We start from the raw sequence: 17,787 nt of genomic DNA, 5'->3' as shown, positions 1-17,787 counted from the left end.
GTCACCCGTGTCAAGTATCGGCCCAATTTGCACTTGGCAAACACACATGAAACTGATTGCCAACTGGCGGCAGGGCCTCAAACACGGCTGATTGAGCGCGCATTACGGCCTAATGGGATGACGATCCAAGATTTCGCCCAAGTAACTGTCGTGCCGCGCCGTTGCAAAACCGGTGCGTTCCAAACCTTTTGACCCAGCCGCATTTTCGAACGGCCGCCACGAAAATCCTGGCGCAATAATCGGCCCGCAAACCGACGGCTTAATCCGGCTTAATTTCAGCGGGATTTCTCATTGTTTTACCTTTGCGGCCAACTTGCTGGCCACGAAGACCGCATGTTCGGTGATCTGCGGCAGCCCCATCAACTCTCCGAACGTGCCCCGAGCCAGAGGCCCGGAAATAAGCAAGCTCGGATCGGGGTCTCCATCGGCACCAACCGCCTCCGAGTTCTCGGAACAGGCAATCCCGAGGCCGGTCGGGTCGAGCTGCAAGTGTGATTGATCGCGAAGCCTCAAAAGCCAGTTCTGGCTTTCGAGAATGCCGCCATGCGCAGGGCCAGTTGTGACGACCACGGCATCATAACTCCTCTGCAGCGGCGGGCCATGCCGCTGCCTAAGCTCTACGTGGATGGTCTCGCCCTCGCGATGCACGCGACCGACGGAGGCGGCGAGTACCTCCATCCTGCCTTCCGCGATTGCGTGTTCCAGCACGTCTTCCACCTGCGGCGCGATCCGGAACCGATGGACGTCCCAATAGGGCCTCACATGGCGAACGATCCTGCGACGCTCTGAAATCGGCAGGTTCTGCCAGATTGTGTGGCCGTGTCCGCGTACCTGATCAATCACGGCGTGCCATGTCAGCCCGACAGCCTTTGCCTCATTGATGGTCTGCCGGATGCTGCGTAACAGTGCCGTCGCGCTTAGAGCCGGCGCCGCCTCGAAGTCGCCGAACGGCTCCTGCGGACAAAGTGCATGGCCCCTTGATCTCAGTCCCCGGCGCGAAATCGATGTGATCTGGCCACGATGGCCGGTCCGCGCTAGCGATGCGACGATGTCGGCGGCGGTAAGACCATTGCCAACGATCAGCAACCGGTCGTCCGAACGGATGGTCTCAAGTGCTCCGGCACAGGTGGAATCCGGTACAAACCGGTGGTGGCCTTCAAGCGCGCGTAAAACACCTGGCGTCGATGGCGACGGATGGCTGGTCGCGATCACCAGGAAATCGGCAAACAGCTGTCCGCCCTGGCTATCTGTTATATGCCAGAGCGCACCGTCCCGCCGCACCTCGGTAACGAGCGCGACGCGATGGCGCACCGCGCCGCTCTGCACGAAGGGAGCAAGCGCCGAAGCAATATAGGCGCCGAAGACATGGCGCCTGGGAAAGAGGTTGCCATCTGGCCGGTAAGCTTCGGGGTCGTCCGCGACAGCATCATTGCGCGCGATCCATTCGAGGAAATCCTCCGCATGATCAGGTAGCAGGCTCATGCGGGCGGCTGGAACATTGATGCGATGGGCCGGATCGGTCGTATCGTAGGCAAGCCCTCTGCCAAGCTCGCGCCGCGGCTCAAAGACGACGATTGCTGGCGCTCGGTCAGTCATGGAGCGCGCCAGGTGGTATGCGACGCCAGCTCCCGAAACCCCTCCGCCGATAATCGCCACCAGGGGGCGGCGCGTTCGGTCGCGGGGCGGCTGTTTTGATTTCGTGCTGTCTTGCATCTATGCCCGCTGTCCAGATCGTCTTGGTTTCAAGAGCGCAGGTTTGTTCTTCGCGCTCGGATGGTCTAATTTAGAGTCAGTCAGGCAGCCCGGCAACGGCAATATTCTACTAAATCAGTAGAATTTTTATCCCGCCATTACGTCCAGGCGCCGAAGAGTTTTTCCGTGCTGCAGCGCAATAGAGATCGGCTTGCTTGGTTTACCATGAGCGGTTTTGAAATTATCTGGCCGTTCGAGGCTCGCCTCATCAATTCAAGACGGGAAACACCACAATGAAGAAGACGTCCAAATCAAGCCTGACGCGTCGTGCAAGTCTTGCCGCAATCGCCGCCTCGACGGTTGCCCTGATTGCCGTTGCATCGCCTCTTGCTTCCTTTGCGCAAGACAAGTCGATCAAGGTCGGCATCATGAGCGGCGAGGATGAAGACGTCTGGCGCGTCGTAACCGCCGAAGCTGCCAAGAAGGGCCTGACGATCGAAACGGTCGTCTTCAACGATTACACACAGCCGAACGAGGCCCTGGAACGCGGCGAGATCGATGCCAATGCCTTCCAGCATAAGCCCTATCTCGACAATCAGGTCGCGCAGCACGGCTATCATATCGTGCCGGTCGGATACACGGCCGTCTGGCCGATCGGTCTTTACTCCAAGAAGCACAAGGCAGTCGCCGAGATCGCCGAAGGCGCGACAATCGGTGTGCCAAATGACCCGTCGAACGAGGGTCGCGCACTGCGCGTGCTGCAGAACGAAGGCGTCATCAAGCTCAAGGACGGAACGGGCATTCTGGCAACCGTCACCGACATCACCGAGAACCCGAAAAACGTCGAGATCAAGGAGCTTGATGCCGGCGTCGTCGGTCGCGCCATTGACGATCTCGATGCTGCAGTCGTCAACACCGACTGGGCATTGAAGGCAGGGCTGTCTGCGGCTGACCGCATTGCGCAGGAGCCGATCGCCGACAATCCGTACCGCAACTTCATCGCCGTCAAACAGGGCAGCGAGAACGAAGCCTGGGTCAAGACACTGGTGTCGTCCTACCAGAACGACGCCGTTAAGGCAGAGTTCGACAAGGTGTATAAGGGAACCGGCGTCAGCGCTTACTGATCTAACATTCGCGCCGAGCGGTAGGCGCGTTGAACAAGGCGGTCCGGGCGTTCCTTGCCCGGGCCGCCTTGGGCGTTTCCGAAGGGAAAGAACATGAACTCAATTGTATCGGCCTCTCTAGTCGGGGCAAAATCGCAGGCGGCGTCAAAAGAGGTGGTCCGCCTTGTCGATGTCCATCGGCACTTTGGTGCAACCGCTGCGCTGGACGGCATATCGCTCACTGTTCACAAGGGCGAAATCCTTGGCATCATCGGGCGAAGCGGTGCGGGCAAATCCACACTGATCCGCTGCCTCAATGGTCTGGAGCGTCCTGACAGCGGCGAGATCGAGATCGAGGGCGGTAGCATTGTCGGTCTCGATGAAAAGGATCTGCAGCCGCTTCGCCGCCGCGTTGGCATGATCTTTCAGCACTTCAACCTGCTGTCATCGAAAACAGTGGAGGAGAATGTGGCGCTGCCGCTGAAGATCGCCGGTGTCGGGAAGGCCGAGCGTCTGAAGCGGGCGCACGAACTGCTGGATATCGTTGGGCTCGCGGGCAAGGCTAAGGCCTATCCATCCTCGCTATCTGGCGGTCAGAAGCAGCGCGTCGGCATTGCCAGAGCGCTCGCCGCGCGTCCTGCTTTGCTGCTCTCGGACGAAGCGACATCGGCACTCGATCCGGAGACGACACGGCAGATCCTTACCCTTCTGAAGGATATCAACCGCAAGCTTGACCTGACGATCGTCCTCATCACGCATGAGATGGAAGTCGTGCGCAGTATTGCAGATCGCGTCGCCGTGATCGATGCCGGTCGCATCGTGGAAGAGGGACAGGTCTGGTCTGTTTTCGCCGATCCCAAGGCGCAGATCACCCAGAGCCTGCTGTCGGGCAGCCGTCCGCAGCTACCGGAGCACATAGCCGCCCGGCTGTCACAAACGTCTGGTGACGATGCAATCCTTAGTATCGACATGGCAGGGACTGCAGCGCAGGGTGCTGTTTTTGCCGATCTCTTTGAGGCACTGCCGCAATCTTTCCGGCTGATCCACGGCGGTATCGATCACATCCAGAACCAGCCGGTGGCGCGGTTCTTCATTGCTGTGCCGATGCGCGAGCCAGCCCTGAAGGACAAGGTTGTGCAGTTTCTAACGGCGCGCTGCGCGCGGGTGGAGGTTCTCGGCTATGACACCGATCATGTTTAATCTCCTGCTTCGTTCCCTCTGGGAAACGATCCTGATGACGGGTGCATCCGGGCTCATCTCGCTGGTCTTCGGCCTGCCGCTTGGTCTGGCGCTGGTTCTCACAAACAAAGGGGGAATTGCCGAGAACGCCTGGGTAAACGGCTTTCTTGGCGCCATCATCAATGGCTTCCGCTCCGTACCCTTCATCATTCTCCTGGTCGCGCTGATCCCACTGACGCGGCTGATCGTCGGTACCGCACTTGGCACCTTTGCGGCCATCGTGCCGCTCGCCATTGCCGCAACCCCGTATTATGCCCGCATCGCCGAAGTGTCGTTGCGCGAGGTCGACCGCGGTCTGATCGATGCCGTGCGCGCCATGGGCGGCAACCGTTGGACGATCATTTGCGAGGTGCTCGTTCCAGAAGCGCTGCCAGGCATCGTCGCAGGCTTCACGGTTACGCTGGTAACCTTGATCGGCGCATCCGCGATGGCCGGCGCGATCGGTGCGGGCGGGCTCGGTGATCTCGCCATCCGCTATGGCTACCAACGCTTCGAGACCGCCGTCATGGTCGCAGTTGTCGTCGTGCTGATCGTCCTTGTCTGCGGCATACAGTGGCTCGGCGATCGACTGGTCGCGAGGCTCGACCACAGGTAGTCAGCGGCGAAACGCAGCGGCAGGGTGCGAGGATGGCAACCTGCCCCCGCCGCCGAACAGTTTCTGCCTAAGGGGCCCCTCGGCGTAGTCCGCCTTGAACAGCCCGCGCTCCTGCAGCACCGGTACGACGAGATCGACAAAATCGCGCAGGCTTTCGGGTGCCACCGTGCGCGCCAGATTGAAGCCATCCACGTCGCCATCAAAAATCCACGCCGCCAGGTGATCTGCCACCTGCTCGGCCGAACCGACGATCGGCCGCATGCGGCTGCCAAGGACCATTTGGTCGATGATCTGGCGCAGCGTCGCCGGCGCCCTGGTGATAGCAGCAAGCGCAGACTGATTGGCGTTGGTCGACCTCTGTTCGATCGGATCGTCAAGGCCGTACTTCGATAAATCGACGCCTGTCGAAGCCGAGTAATGCGCGAGAGATGCTTCCACGCTCGCATGCCGGCGGTAGTCTTCGAGCCTGGAAAATGCTTCCTTTTCGGTGCGACCGACGACCACCGTGACGAGACCTAGAATGCGCAAGGCGTCCGCTCCACGCCCGAATGCCTCGGCCTTTTGCCGCAGGGCCGCCACGGTCGGCCGGGCAGCCTGCGGGGTCGGTGCGGCAATGAAGACGCATTCGGCGTGGCGGGCGGCGAAATCCTGTCCGCGCGCCGAGGCGCCTGCCTGGAAAAGCAGCGGCGTGCGCTGCGGCGAGGGCTGCGAAAGGTGAATGCCTTCCATCTTGTAATATTGGCCATCGTGCTTGACGGCGTGGACCTTTGAAGGCTCGGCGAAGATGGCCCGCGTCTTGTCACGAAGCACGGCATCGTCGTCCCAGCTTGCCTCCCAGAGCTTGTAGAGGACTTCGAGATATTCCTCGGCTGCGTCGTAGCGTGCGTCGTGTTCCGGCAATCTCTCCAAACCCATGGCGCGCGCAGCACTGTCGAGATAGCCGGTGACGATGTTCCATCCGATCCGACCTTTCGTCAGGTGATCGAGCGTCGACATGCGCCGCGCCAAAAGGTAGGGCGGCTCGTAGGTCGTGTTGACGGTTACCGCGAAGCCGAGATGGCTGGTGACGTAGGCCATGGCCGAGATCGGCATCAATGGGTCGTTGACCGGCATCTGCGCGCCGGTCGCGATGACCGATGCGGGACTGCCCTTGTAGACATCGTAGACACCGAGGATATCCGCCAGGAATATCCCGTCGAGCTTGCCCCGCTCGGCGGTGCGGGCAAAATCCACCCAGTAATCGAGATCCGTATATTGGCTGGACGTATCGCGTGGATGTGTCCACAAACCGTGGTTGATATGGCCGACGCAGTTCATGTCGAATGCGTAGATCTGCATCTGCTTCATATCGTCGTTCCCTGTGCCGGCAAGACCCGGCAGGTCGTAAGCGACAAGGGGTGGTCGTGAGCCCTTGTCAGCTCTTACCTTTCCACGGAACGATGGTGGCTTCCAAGAGCCGAACGGTGGCACTGAAGGCAAATGCACAGGCGGCGATAATGGCGATGCCGACGAAGACGACGTCGGTCGCCAGAAACTGGGAAGCCGACATGATCATGTAGCCGATGCCGCGGTTGGAGGCGATCAGTTCAGCCGCGACAAGCGTACCCCAGCCGACGCCAAGCGCAATGCGGATGCCCGTCAGGATCTCCGGCAGCGCCGATGGCAAGACGATGCTGACAAGAAGCTGCAAGGGCCGGGCACCAAGAGCGCGCGCCGCATTGACACGCTCGATCGGCAGCGAGCGAACACCGGCCTGTGCCGAAAGGCAGATCGGTGCGAACATCGCGAGCACCAGAAGCGTCACCTTCGACGTCTCACCGATCCCAAGCCAGATGATCATCAGCGGCAGATAGGAAAGCGGTGGCAGTGGCCAGTAAAATTCGATCGGCGTATCGAAGATACCCTTTGCCCAGCGATTGAGCCCCATCAGCAAGCCGATCGGGATGCCCGCCGCGATGGCGATGGCCGCCGCCGTCGCGATTCTGAAGAGACTTGCCGAAACATGTTCACCAAGCGAGGCTCCCGCATAGCCGTTGCGATAGACAGCGCCGATCTGCGTGACAACCTCCTGCGGTGTTGGCAGGAAGAGCCGCGGCACCAATCCAAGTTTCGCGACGCCCCACCAGGTGCCAGTCAAAACGACTGCCGTTGCAAGGCTGATCACGAACGTGCTGGTTTCGCCGGAGCCGAACCCCTTCATGTGAACGGGTTTCGCCTGCCTTGGCTCGGCCCGGACGACAACGCCTGTCGTTTCGATGACATTGCTCATTGCGCCGCACTCCTGATCTCGTCGGAGCCGTGGAGAATGGTCCGGATTTCTTCTCGCAAACCGGCAAACTCTGGCGCGGTCTTGATCGATCGGGCGTCGCCCGTTCGGGCAAACTCCCTGACGAAATCGAGATCAAAGCGCGCGACGATACGGCCTGGACGCGGCGACATCACCACGACCTGCGTGCCGAGGAAAAGAGCTTCCTCGATCGAGTGCGTAATGAAGAAGATGCGTTTTCCCGTGGCTTTCCAAATCGATACGAGCAGTTCTTGCATCTGTTCTCGAGTGAGACTGTCGAGCGCACCGAACGGCTCGTCCATCAGGAGGACTTCGGGATCGGCAGCAAGGGCGCGGGCAATGCCGACGCGCTGGCGCATGCCACCGGACAATTCGTAGGGAAAGGCGTTTGCAAAGTCTTTCAGACCGACCAGATCCAGAAGCTCTTTTGCGCGGGCGCGCCGCACAGCCCTTGGAACTTTCGCAAACTGCGGGCCAAGCGCGACATTGTCGGCGACCGACTTCCAAGGCAGCAGCGTGTCCTTCTGGAAGACGACGCCGCGCTCCGCGCCGGGATGCGTGACCGGTCGTCCGTCAAGAGTAATGGCGCCTGACGAAAGCGGTAGAAAGCCCGCAATCGCGTTGAGAAGTGTGGACTTGCCGCAACCCGAGGCACCGAGTGCCACGACGAAGCTGTTGTCCGAAATATCGAGACAAACGCGATCGAGGGCATGGACCGTGCTGCCATCCCGCGTCCTGAAATAGACGCTTGCGTGATCGACTTTGAGCATGTGCCGTCTCTTCATATTGGTGCGCTGGCGCGATATCGCGCCAGCGGGAAGGGGGGATTATATGTTATTTCAGTTACTTGCGTTGACGAGTGCATCCGGCGTGACAAAAGCCGCGTAGCTCGGCAGCACTTCGCTCACCTTGCCCTGATCCTTCAGGAAGGCGGCCGTATCCTTGAGGATCTTGGCAGCGCCCGATTTTTCGCCACCGCCGAGCCAGGCTTCGGATGCTTGCACCTCAGGCGTCAGAAGGGTCAGGTTCTTGAGTGCGGCAGCCTGCTGTTCGGGCGTTCCGCCAAGTGTCTTGGCGAGCAGCTTGGCGTTCTCGCTGTCGGCATCCCAAGCCTTCTTATCGGCTGCGAAGGAGGCGTAGTACTTGTTGATGACGCTGGCGAAGCTCTTCAGGAACGCCGGATTCTCATCTGCAAACTTCGATGCGGCAACCCAGGCGGAGAAGGTCGGAGCGCCCTTGTCGGCGACGTCCTTTGAGGTGACCAGCACCTTGCCGCTCTTTTTCAGCTCAGTCAGAGCCGGGTCCCAGACGAAGCCGCCATCGATGTCACCCCTGTTGTAGCTGGCGACGATTTCCGGCTGCGGAATTGCAAAGACCTGCACGTCCTTTTCGGTCAGCCCCAGCGACCTGATCAGGGCCAGGAGTTGATAATGGTCGGTGGAGACCGGCGCGGCAGCAAGCTTCTTGCCTTTCAGGTCAGACAGAGAGGATATGCCCGAGCCGTTGCGAACCACGAGCGCCTCGTCGATGCCCGAAATCGAGGAGAGGTAGAAGGCCTTGACCTCCAATCCGCGGGATATTGCAGCGGCAAACGGGCTCGAGCCGACATAGCCGACCGCAACATCGCCAGAGGCGATGGCCGCAAAGATTTCGGCCCCTGAGTTGAACTTGCGGAAATCGATCTCATAGCCGGTTGCCTTGGCGAGGTCGCCATTGGCAATTGCGACCGAGGACGGCAGTGCGTCGGTCTGATAGGCGACGACCACTTTCTTGTCGTTTGCCTGGGCAACAGACGCTGCCAGCAAGCTGGCGGAACCGAGAGTGATCGCCGCCAATAGTGTCCTGATTTTCATGTTTCGCCCCCTTGCAGCTGAGCGTCAGCTTCAGCGCTTGAACTTGTTTCGACGCTAAAACCGTAGGGCGGATGCTTCGGCGTAAATAGATAAAACTATCTATTTTATAGACTATACGGACAATAATGTTTTTTGATTGATTTGCGGGGCAAACATTCGAGCCTTGGCCAACCTAGGCCCGCCAAAGGCCGTCGTCCTTATCGAGGACGCCCGTCAGATCGGATCGATGGAAATCAGAAAGCAGCGCGCTTTACCGCTGATCACGACATCCTTGCCTTTGGCTTGCTCAAGCACGACTGCGTCCTTGGGGCCAAGATCGGCGTGTTCACCGCTGCAATCGACGGTGAGGGTTCCCTGGTGACACAGGACAAACAGTGTCGGCGCTGCCGGATGCACCGTCACCGTGGAATTGACGTCAGCCCTCTCGACCCGATGGCCAAAGCCGTTGCGCCGGGTCATGACGTTCAGGTCTAGGATCGGTCCATCGGCAAGCGTTGCCGAAACTGAGATGTCGGCGGGAAAGGCGAGGGGAGCACTGTCTTGTGTCAGCAGCACCCGAGCCTCACCTCCGATCGTCAGCGACATGCCATTCCCATCGAGGATTGAGAGCGTGCGGTCGATGCCGGCAAAGATCGAGAACGGCCCATCCGTCGCAACGGCGGCCATGCTGATACGCCAATCGAAATCAGACAGCGCCGCGCCGTCCGGCGAGACGGCAATTTCGACGGTCTCGCCGCCACCATTCTTCCATGGCATACGGCGATAGGTACTGGATCTGAGGACGGTGGCGCGGATCATTTGGGCTCCATGTCGCAAAGGGGGGTAGCGTAAACGAAGGTTAGTGGACCAGGTCTATCGAGCCATGCAGACGGTGAACATCCACCAAGCGAAGAGGCTCTGTGGCAGCTTGTCGATACGGCCGCGAAAGGTGAGCTATTCATCATAGTCAGAGCCGGCAAACCCTTGGTGAAAGTCGCCCCCTGGAGAAAGCCGATGCCCCGAAGACGCGGCGGATTGACTTCATGAAGGGCAGATCTCGGTACCCGATAATTTCGATAGCACGAAGGCGGATGAGATCGGGGAGAGTTCAGCGAGGGAAAACGGTGTCCCGAATGAGGCTGCTCCTTGATACTCACATACTAATCTTGGCGGCCGGCGACAGCGGGCCACAAGGACCCCTTCGACCGTATCCCAATTGCCCAGTCAAAGATCGAAGGCATTCCTTTGGTCACGGTCGATCGGGCCGTGCTGCAGTCCGGGCCCCATGGAATTTTGAGGCCCGGCGCAACAGATCAATTTCCGAGAATTGCCGGCAGGCGCAGGCCCTGCTCCCTGGCGCAATCAAGGGCGATCTCATAGCCCGCATCGGCATGACGCATGACGCCGGTCGCCGGGTCGTTCCAGAGCACGCGCTCCAGGCGCCGCGCCGCATCGTCCGTCCCGTCGGCGCAGATGACCATGCCGGAATGCTGCGAGAAGCCCATGCCGACGCCGCCACCATGATGGAGCGACACCCAGGTCGCGCCCGACGCCGTGTTGAGCAGGGCGTTGAGCAGCGGCCAATCAGAGACGGCATCCGAACCGTCCTTCATCGCTTCCGTCTCGCGGTTCGGCGAAGCGACCGAGCCTGAGTCGAGATGGTCGCGGCCGATCACGATCGGCGCCTTCAGTTCGCCATTCTTGACCATTTCGTTGAAGGCAAGACCGAGGCGATGACGATCGCCGAGACCTACCCAGCAGATGCGGGCCGGCAGTCCCTGGAACGAAATCCGCTCCCTGGCCATATCCAGCCAGTTGTGCAGGTGCTTGTTGTTGGGCAAAAGTTCCTTCACCTTCTGATCGGTCTTGTAGATATCCTCCGGATCGCCGGAAAGTGCGGCCCAACGGAATGGACCGATACCGCGGCAAAACAGCGGGCGAATATAGGCCGGCACGAAGCCGGGGAAGGCGAAGGCGTTCTCAAGACCTTCATCTTTAGCAACCTGGCGGATGTTGTTGCCATAGTCGAGTGTCGGGACGCCGGCATCCCAGAAGGCGACCATGGCTTCGACGTGCAGCTTCATGGAGGCGCGCGCTGCAGCTTCCACAGCCTTCGGATCGCTTTCGCGCTTGGCCTTGGCCTCCTCGACGGTCCAGCCGGCCGGTAGGTAGCCGTTGCGTGGATCGTGCGCGGAGGTCTGGTCAGTGACGATATCGGGGCGTGGGCCACCGGCCTTCATGCGACGAACGAGTTCCGGGAAGATCTCGGCGGCGTTGCCGAGCAGGCCGACGGACTTTGCCTCACCGGCCTTCGTCCATTTCTCGATCAGCGCCAGGGCTTCATCGAGCGTCTTTGCCTTTTCGTCGACGTAGCGGGTGCGGAGGCGAAAATCGATGCGCGTCTCGTCGCTCTCGACGGCCAGGCAGCAAGCACCTGCCATGACGGCTGCAAGTGGTTGTGCCCCGCCCATGCCGCCAAGACCGCCAGTCAGGATCCACTTGCCCTTGAGGTTGCCATTGTAGTGCTGGCGGCCGGCCTCGACGAAGGTCTCGTAAGTGCCCTGAACGATGCCCTGCGTGCCGATATAGATCCACGACCCGGCCGTCATCTGGCCATACATGGCAAGGCCCTTCTTGTCGAGTTCGTTGAAATGATCCCAGGTCGCCCAATGCGGCACGAGGTTGGAATTTGCGATCAGGACACGTGGGGCATCCTTATGGGTGCGGAAGACGGCGACCGGCTTGCCGGACTGCACGAGGAGCGTTTCATCCTCGTTCAGCGTCTTCAGGGTCGCTGCGATGCGATCGAAGTCATCCCAGGTGCGGGCCGCCCGGCCGATGCCGCCATAGACCACCAGTTCATTCGGGTTTTCTGCCACGTCAGGATCGAGGTTGTTCATCAGCATGCGAAGCGGTGCTTCAGTCATCCAGCTCTTGGCATTGAGCTCGTTGCCGCGCGGCGCGCGTATCTCGCGAATGTTGTGGCGTGGGTTTGAGGTCATGCGGGGTTCCCCCTGTGAGTGATCGTTATCGTTTCAGGCCCGGTGCAATCTGTTCGATGCGCACCAGAATGTCTTTGAGGTGAGTGCGAAGGCGCTTTGCCTTGGCAGTGTCGTAGGCAAATGGCGGCGCTTCAGTCTCAAGATGCGTCGATTGCGCAAGCTCCATCTGGATCGCGTGCACACCTGTGGCGGGGCGTCCGTAGTGGCGTGTCGTCCAGCCACCCTTGAAGCGGCCGTTGAGCACACTGTCGTAACCCTCGGCAGCCTCGACCACGGTGAGCGTTGCCAGCTCGATAGCACCGTCGCAGGTCTTGCCGATATCCGTGCCGATGTTGAAATCCGGCAGCTTGCCTTCGAAGAGGAAGGGAATATGCGAGCGGATCGAGTGGCAGTCGTAGAGGATTGCCACGCCATGCATTGCTCTGACGCGCTCGATCTCGGCGGCCAATGCCGCATGGTAGGGAGCGTGGAAGTCCCGCAGCCGCGCTGTAATGTCGGCCTCGCCCGGCGCCTGCCCATCCTTCCAGATCGCCTTGCCGTCAAAATCCGTTTCAGGAACCAGGCCCGTGGTGTTCTGGCCGGGATAGAGGCTGGCGCCTGCCGGATCGCGGTTTGCGTCGATCACGTAGCGGTGGAACGTTGCGCGCACGGTGGTCGCGTCTGGCAGCAAGCCATCATAAAGGTGATGGATATGCCAGTCGGTATCGGCAAGAATCCTGCCGTTTTCGTTCAGGCGCTCCCAGATGTCGGTCGGAACCTCGGTGCCCGTGTGGGGAAAACCGAGGATAACAGGAGATGAACCCTGTTTGACTTCGAATACGGCCATGTCAACTCTCCAGGACGGGCAGGATACCGGGCAAGACGGATGCATTGAGTGCTCCCGTCGCAATGAGGTCGCCTGCAGCCTGGAGGTCGTTTGCCATGTAGCGATCGAGCTCCAGTGTCGGCACTGCGCTGCGGATCGTCGAAATCGCCTTCTGCAGTTCACGGCTGGTTGTCAGGGGGGCACGGAACTCCACGCCCTGGGCCGCCGTCAGTGCTTCGATGCCGATAATGTTGAAGAGATTGTCGGTCATCGTCAGCAGGCGACGGGCGCCGTGGCAGGCCATGGAGACGTGGTCTTCCTGATTGGCCGACGTCGGCGTCGAATCGACCGAGGCCGGGTGCGACATCTGCTTGTTTTCTGACATCAGCGCCGCCGACGTTACCTCAGCGATCATCAGTCCGGAGTTCAGACCCGGCTTCTTTGCCAGGAATGCCGGCAAACCGTAGGACAGCACAGGGTCGACCAGAAGGGCGATGCGCCGCTGTGCGATGGCGCCGATCTCGCAGACGGCAAGCGCGATCTGGTCCGCCGCGAAAGCAACCGGCTCGGCATGGAAGTTGCCGCCAGAGACCACAGAATTGTCCGAAAGCACCAGCGGGTTGTCGGTGACGGCATTCGCTTCGATTTCCAATGTCCGCGCCACCGAGCGCAGCAGATCCAGGCAGGCGCCGTCAACCTGCGGCTGGCAGCGAATGCAATAGGGATCCTGAACGCGCTCGTCGCCTTCAATATGGCTCTGGCGGATGACCGAGCCTTCGAGAAGCATCCGTAGTGCTGAAGCCGTATCGATCTGGCCCTTATGGCCGCGCAGCGTGTGAATATCCGGATGGAAGGGCGCCGACGAGCCCATGGCTGCATCCGTCGACATGGCTCCGGTGATCAAGGCTGCCTGTGCTGCCCGATGAGCCCGGAAGAGACCGGCAAGCGCCAGTGCCGTTGACGTTTGCGTACCGTTGATCAGTGCGAGGCCTTCTTTTGCAGCGAGCACGACGGAGTTCAGCCCGGCCCTTTTAAGGGCCTCGCCGCCGGCAAGACGCTCGCCGGCAAAGAAGGCTTCGGCTTCGCCCATCATCACGGCGGCCATGTGGGCAAGGGGGGCAAGGTCGCCAGAGGCGCCAACCGAACCCTTTTCCGGGATGACCGGGATAACGCCCCTTTCCAGCATGCCTTCGATCAGCCGCACCAATTCAAGTCGCACGCCAGACGCGCCACGACCGAGCGAGACCAGCTTCAGGGCCATGATCAGGCGAACGACGTTTTCAGGCAGCGGCGCGCCGACGCCGCAGCAATGCGAGAGGATCAAGTTACGCTGAAGCGTCGCCACATCGGCGCTGTCGATCTTGATCGAGGCGAGCTTCCCGAAACCGGTATTGATGCCATAAACGGGGGCATTGCCGGCAGCAATCTCGGCGATGCGTGCGGCGGCCTTGACGATGCCGGCATCAAAGGATGCGTCGAGTTTTGCCGGCTCACCGGTCCAGTAGATCGTCTCCAGATCCTTGAGCGAAACGGAGCCGGGATGAAGGGTAATGGTCAACGGTCGATCCTTTCGCCCTTGAAGACATGTGCATGAAGCGGGTTGAAACCGATGCGGTAGACGAGCTCGGCAAGGCTCTCGATATCCCAGATCGCAAAGTCGGCGGACTTGGCCGGTTCGAGCGTGCCCGTTTCGTCCAAAAGCCCGAGGGCGCGTGCGCCTTCGCGGGTCGCGCCGGCGATGCATTCCTCGACAGTAAGGCCGAAGAGGGTCGCTGACATGTTCATCGTCAGGAGCAGCGAGGTCAGCGGCGAGGTCCCCGGATTGCAGTCAGTGGCAATGGCGATCCGGGTGCCGGCATCGCGCAACGCCTGAACCGGCGGTTTCTGCTTCTCGTTGATCGCATAAAAGGCGCCCGGCAGCAGGACAGCGACCGTACCAGCCGCTGCCATCGCGGCGGCGCCTTCCGCATCGAGATACTCGAGATGATCGGCAGACAGCGCATCATAGGACGCTGCGAGTTTCGCGCCCCCGAGGTTCGACAATTGCTCCGCATGCAGCTTGACCGGCAGGCCGAGCGTCTCGGCCTTGTCGAAGACCCGCGCTATCTCGGCCGTCGAAAAGGCTATCTTCTCGCAGAAGCCATCGACAGCGTCGACCAGGCCCTCGCCATGGGCATATTCGAGGGCCGGGATGACGACATCGGTTATGTAGTCGTTATTGCGGCCCTTGTATTCGACCGGCGTCGCATGAGCGCCGAGATAGGAGGTCACGACCCGGACCGGACGGAGGCGCTCGAGCTGGCGGGCAGCGCGCAGCATCTTCAATTCGCCGTCGACGTTCAACCCGTAGCCGGACTTGACCTCAATCGTCGTCAGACCTTCGGAAATAAGCGCATCCAGACGGGCAAGTGCCGCCTCGACGAGGCCTTCCACCGAAAGTGCATTTGTTGCCTTGACGGATGAGACGATGCCGCCGCCGGAGCGCGCAATCTCCTCATAGGTCGCGCCCTCCAGCCGCATTTCGAATTCGCGGGCGCGATTGCCGCCATAGACGATGTGTGTATGGCAGTCGACGAGGCCAGGTGTGACCCAGCGATCTTCAAGATCCGTGATCTGGGCTCGTTCTATTGCCGACACTGGCACGTCGGCCTCCGGTCCGACGAAACTTATGCGACCGCCCTCCGTAACGATGGCTCCTTTTTCGATGATGCCGAGACCCGGCTTTTGCCGGTCGAGCGTCGCCAGTCGCGCATTCCGCCACAGATGTGGGCGACCGGATGCCTCATCGCCTGAAAATTTGTTCCCATTCATCAGCTTTGCGCCTTCCTTTATGTGGAAACATGTATATACATAATAAACGGGTGACAAGTGAAATTTTGTGCGTCTCCATGGAAAAGAAAGATGCGCGGCGCCAAAGAGGAGAAAAAGCGTTATGGCTCAGACGGTAGCGACCAGACTTCACTCAAGCGCAGCACTTCTGCCGCACGGATGGCAAAAGGATGTGCGCCTGACGATCGCCGATGGCCGTATTGCCAGCGTCGAAACCGGCGTTGCAGCCGAGCCCGGCGATGAGCATCACGACACGCTTGTCCCTGCGATGGGCAACCTCCACAGCCACGCCTTCCAGCGCGCAATGGCTGGTCTTGCTGAAGTGCGCGGACCGGCCAACGACAGCTTCTGGAGCTGGCGCACGGTCATGTACAAATTCGCCCTCTCCATGACGCCTGAGCATGTCGAGGCGGTGGCCGCCCAACTCTATATGGAAATGCTGGAGGCCGGGTTTTCCCGCGTCGGTGAATTTCACTATCTGCACCACGACAAGGACGGCACGTCCTATGCCAATATTGCCGAGCTTGCCGAGCGCATCGGGGCCGCGGCGAGCATCAGCGGCATCGGCTTGACGCTGCTTCCGGTCTTTTATGCCCATTCAGGCTTTGGCGGGGCGGCACCGATTGACGGCCAGCGGCGCTTCGTCAATTCGCTGGACAGCTTTGCCGCATTGATGGACGGCTGCCGCAAAGTGACGGGCGCGCTTCCCGGTGCCGAGCTCGGGCTTGCCCCGCACAGCCTGCGCGCCGCAACGCCTGAGGAACTCATCAAGGTCGTGCCGCTGGCCGGTGACGGGCCGATCCATATCCACATCGCCGAGCAGGTCAAGGAAGTGGAAGATTGCATCGCCTGGTCGGGCGCACGGCCTGTTGAATGGTTGCTTGAAAACGCTCCCGTCGATGGCCGCTGGTGCCTGATTCACGCAACACACATGACCGATGACGAAACCCGCGGCATGGCGCGAAGCGGCGCGGTCGCCGGCCTTTGCCCAATTACCGAAGCCAATCTCGGAGACGGCACCTTCCAGGCGCCGCTCTTCATCGACGAAGGCGGCCGCCTTGGCGTCGGCTCGGATTCCAACGTCCAGATCTCGCTTCCAGGCGAACTGCGCCAGCTCGAATATTCCGAGCGTCTGGCGCTCAAGGCTCGCAATGTCGTCGCTGCACCAGGCGGTTCGACCGCTCGAAGCCTGTTTGACCATGCGATGACAGGTGGCGGTGTGGCACTGAAGGCACCGGGAGGGATCGCGGTCGGTCACAATGCCGATCTCATTTCGCTCGACAACAAAGCCGTGCCCTACCTTTCCGGCGACCAGCTGCTCGATCACTGGGTTTTTGCCGGTGGCGTGGCCGTCGATAGCGTCTGGGCGCTTGGCCGCAAGCAGGTGTCGGGCGGCCGTCATGTGGCGCGCGATCAAATCAACCGGCGTTTCCTGAAGGCGATGGGCGAGCTTCTGGCAGCATAGGGCTTTCCAGGTCGCCTCAGACAGATTAGAGCGGGAGGCACTAGACGGAGCGTGACGATGAACGAAAGCAAGGAGACAACCTTGCACCAGCGGATCGTGAGCGACATCGAAGGCCGCATCGTTTCTGGCGAGTGGCCGCCGGGTCACCGCATCCCGTTTGAGGTGGATCTCACCAAGGACTATGACTGTTCGCGCATGACCGTGAACAAGGCGCTCACCCAACTCGCCAAAGCCGGCCTCATCGAGCGTCGCAAGAAATCCGGCAGCTTCGTCACCCAGCCGCAGGCGCAATCGGCGGTCCTCGAGATCCACGACATCAGGGCTGAGGTCCAGTCGCTGAACCTTTCCTACGCCTTCACTGTCTCGAAGCGCGAGCAGCGCAAGGCGAAGGACGATGACGTTAAACGGCTTGACGTCGCACCAGGATCGTCCGTTGTCGATGTGGCCTGTATCCATCAGGCCGGCGGCCGACCGTTCTGCCTGGAAGAGCGACTGATCAGCCTGTCGACCGTGCCTGAAGCGGCCGACGCCGATTTTACCGAAATGGCCCCAGGCGCCTGGCTCATCAATCAGATCCCCTGGAGCAGCGCCGAGCACCGCATTCACGCCGTTTCGGCCGGGTCAGACGAGGCGGCAGCACTTGATATCCCGCGCAACACCGCCTGCCTGGTCGTCGAGCGCCGCACGTGGAGCAATGTCGGGCCAGTCACCCACGTACGCTTTACCTATCCCGGTGACCGGCATGCGCTGGTGGCGCGTTTCACACCGGCTTCGCAGTAGTATCCCCCGACGGCACCGTTGTCCGGCCGTTCGGCGGGCCGCCAGGTTCGACCCATTCAGGGCCGTGCGTTTGATGATCCTCAAGTGGGAGCAAATGCATGCCGACAAGACGCAGGTAAAAGGAAAAGTGCCAAGCGGCGACTGGGATAGCGGCGGGA

The 17,787-nt window shown here is 60.8% G+C and carries 15 protein-coding genes; 5 read left to right on the top strand and 10 right to left on the bottom strand.

Features of this window, described 5'->3' with window-relative positions; all coding sequences use genetic code 11:
- Positions 1-288: 288 nt before the first annotated feature.
- On the bottom strand, positions 289-1,659 hold the full coding sequence (locus ATY79_RS00970; RefSeq protein ID WP_280950860.1) for an FAD/NAD(P)-binding protein: 1,371 nt from the start codon (positions 1,657-1,659) through the stop codon (positions 289-291).
- A 326-nt stretch (positions 1,660-1,985) separates the two neighbouring features.
- On the opposite strand from ATY79_RS00970, the gene ATY79_RS00965 reads away from it, so the two are divergent.
- The 3 genes from ATY79_RS00965 (at position 1,986) to ATY79_RS00955 (ending at position 4,629) form a co-directional block, all read left to right on the top strand.
- On the top strand, positions 1,986-2,816 hold the full coding sequence (locus ATY79_RS00965) for a MetQ/NlpA family lipoprotein (protein WP_088702670.1): 831 nt from the start codon (positions 1,986-1,988) through the stop codon (positions 2,814-2,816).
- A 93-nt stretch (positions 2,817-2,909) separates the two neighbouring features.
- Positions 2,910-3,995 (top strand): methionine ABC transporter ATP-binding protein, encoded by a 1,086-nt coding sequence (locus ATY79_RS00960; RefSeq protein ID WP_088702669.1) that lies wholly within the window; start codon positions 2,910-2,912, stop codon positions 3,993-3,995.
- Positions 3,976-4,629 (top strand): methionine ABC transporter permease, encoded by a 654-nt coding sequence (locus ATY79_RS00955; RefSeq protein WP_088702668.1) that lies wholly within the window; start codon positions 3,976-3,978, stop codon positions 4,627-4,629. The genes ATY79_RS00960 and ATY79_RS00955 overlap by 20 nt, the downstream gene beginning before the upstream one ends.
- On the opposite strand, the gene ATY79_RS00950 is transcribed toward ATY79_RS00955, so the two are convergent.
- From ATY79_RS00950 to hutI, 9 genes are all read right to left on the bottom strand, one after another.
- Positions 4,630-5,976, bottom strand: a complete 1,347-nt coding sequence (locus ATY79_RS00950) for an LLM class flavin-dependent oxidoreductase (protein WP_088702667.1) — start codon at positions 5,974-5,976, stop codon at positions 4,630-4,632.
- Between the two features lie 67 nt (positions 5,977-6,043).
- Entirely contained in the window at positions 6,044-6,898 is an 855-nt protein-coding gene (locus ATY79_RS00945; RefSeq protein WP_088702666.1) for an ABC transporter permease subunit, read from the bottom strand.
- Positions 6,895-7,686: an ABC transporter ATP-binding protein gene (locus ATY79_RS00940; RefSeq protein WP_088702665.1), complete on the bottom strand. Its 792-nt coding sequence runs from the start codon at positions 7,684-7,686 to the stop codon at positions 6,895-6,897. Before ATY79_RS00940 ends, ATY79_RS00945 begins: the two co-directional genes overlap by 4 nt.
- 69 nt (positions 7,687-7,755) lie before the next feature.
- Positions 7,756-8,769 (bottom strand): taurine ABC transporter substrate-binding protein, encoded by a 1,014-nt coding sequence (gene tauA / locus ATY79_RS00935; RefSeq protein WP_088702664.1) that lies wholly within the window; start codon positions 8,767-8,769, stop codon positions 7,756-7,758.
- A gap of 213 nt (positions 8,770-8,982) precedes the next feature.
- Positions 8,983-9,567: a HutD family protein gene (locus ATY79_RS00930; RefSeq protein ID WP_088702663.1), complete on the bottom strand. Its 585-nt coding sequence runs from the start codon at positions 9,565-9,567 to the stop codon at positions 8,983-8,985.
- 494 nt (positions 9,568-10,061) lie between these two features.
- Positions 10,062-11,750 (bottom strand): urocanate hydratase, encoded by a 1,689-nt coding sequence (gene hutU, locus ATY79_RS00925; RefSeq protein WP_088702662.1) that lies wholly within the window; start codon positions 11,748-11,750, stop codon positions 10,062-10,064.
- A gap of 25 nt (positions 11,751-11,775) precedes the next feature.
- On the bottom strand, positions 11,776-12,576 hold the full coding sequence (gene hutG / locus ATY79_RS00920) for an N-formylglutamate deformylase (RefSeq protein ID WP_088702661.1): 801 nt from the start codon (positions 12,574-12,576) through the stop codon (positions 11,776-11,778).
- Position 12,577: 1 nt separating this feature from the next.
- Positions 12,578-14,113, bottom strand: coding sequence for a histidine ammonia-lyase (gene hutH / locus ATY79_RS00915; protein WP_088702660.1), 1,536 nt, complete (start codon positions 14,111-14,113; stop codon positions 12,578-12,580).
- Positions 14,110-15,366, bottom strand: a complete 1,257-nt coding sequence (hutI, locus tag ATY79_RS00910; RefSeq protein WP_088702659.1) for an imidazolonepropionase — start codon at positions 15,364-15,366, stop codon at positions 14,110-14,112. The genes hutH and hutI overlap by 4 nt, the downstream gene beginning before the upstream one ends.
- Positions 15,367-15,487: 121 nt before the next feature.
- Between hutI and ATY79_RS00905 the strand changes: the two genes are divergently transcribed.
- Both ATY79_RS00905 and hutC read left to right on the top strand, forming a co-directional pair.
- The gene (locus tag ATY79_RS00905) at positions 15,488-16,849 is read left to right on the top strand and encodes a formimidoylglutamate deiminase (protein ID WP_088702658.1); all 1,362 of its coding nucleotides are present in this window, start codon (positions 15,488-15,490) and stop codon (positions 16,847-16,849) included.
- A gap of 57 nt (positions 16,850-16,906) precedes the next feature.
- Positions 16,907-17,629: a histidine utilization repressor gene (gene hutC, locus ATY79_RS00900; RefSeq protein ID WP_088702657.1), complete on the top strand. Its 723-nt coding sequence runs from the start codon at positions 16,907-16,909 to the stop codon at positions 17,627-17,629.
- Positions 17,630-17,787 lie beyond the last annotated feature (158 nt).

It is taken from the genome of Rhizobium sp. R693 (assembly GCF_002211315.1).
Classification (GTDB): domain Bacteria; phylum Pseudomonadota; class Alphaproteobacteria; order Rhizobiales; family Rhizobiaceae; genus Rhizobium.
This window is presented reverse-complemented; position numbering and strand designations above follow the sequence as displayed.

Coding starts and splice junctions, on each gene's coding strand:
- ATY79_RS00965 (WP_088702670.1), top strand. CDS start 1,986: ATGAAGAAGACGTCCAAATCAAGCCTGACGCGTCGTGCAAGTCTTGCC.
- ATY79_RS00960 (WP_088702669.1), top strand. CDS start 2,910: ATGAACTCAATTGTATCGGCCTCTCTAGTCGGGGCAAAATCGCAGGCG.
- ATY79_RS00955 (WP_088702668.1), top strand. CDS start 3,976: ATGACACCGATCATGTTTAATCTCCTGCTTCGTTCCCTCTGGGAAACG.
- ATY79_RS00950 (WP_088702667.1), bottom strand. CDS start 5,976: ATGAAGCAGATGCAGATCTACGCATTCGACATGAACTGCGTCGGCCAT.
- ATY79_RS00945 (WP_088702666.1), bottom strand. CDS start 6,898: ATGAGCAATGTCATCGAAACGACAGGCGTTGTCGTCCGGGCCGAGCCA.
- ATY79_RS00940 (WP_088702665.1), bottom strand. CDS start 7,686: ATGCTCAAAGTCGATCACGCAAGCGTCTATTTCAGGACGCGGGATGGC.
- tauA (WP_088702664.1), bottom strand. CDS start 8,769: ATGAAAATCAGGACACTATTGGCGGCGATCACTCTCGGTTCCGCCAGC.
- ATY79_RS00930 (WP_088702663.1), bottom strand. CDS start 9,567: ATGATCCGCGCCACCGTCCTCAGATCCAGTACCTATCGCCGTATGCCA.
- hutU (WP_088702662.1), bottom strand. CDS start 11,750: ATGACCTCAAACCCACGCCACAACATTCGCGAGATACGCGCGCCGCGC.
- hutG (WP_088702661.1), bottom strand. CDS start 12,576: ATGGCCGTATTCGAAGTCAAACAGGGTTCATCTCCTGTTATCCTCGGT.
- hutI (WP_088702659.1), bottom strand. CDS start 15,366: ATGAATGGGAACAAATTTTCAGGCGATGAGGCATCCGGTCGCCCACAT.
- ATY79_RS00905 (WP_088702658.1), top strand. CDS start 15,488: ATGGCTCAGACGGTAGCGACCAGACTTCACTCAAGCGCAGCACTTCTG.
- hutC (WP_088702657.1), top strand. CDS start 16,907: ATGAACGAAAGCAAGGAGACAACCTTGCACCAGCGGATCGTGAGCGAC.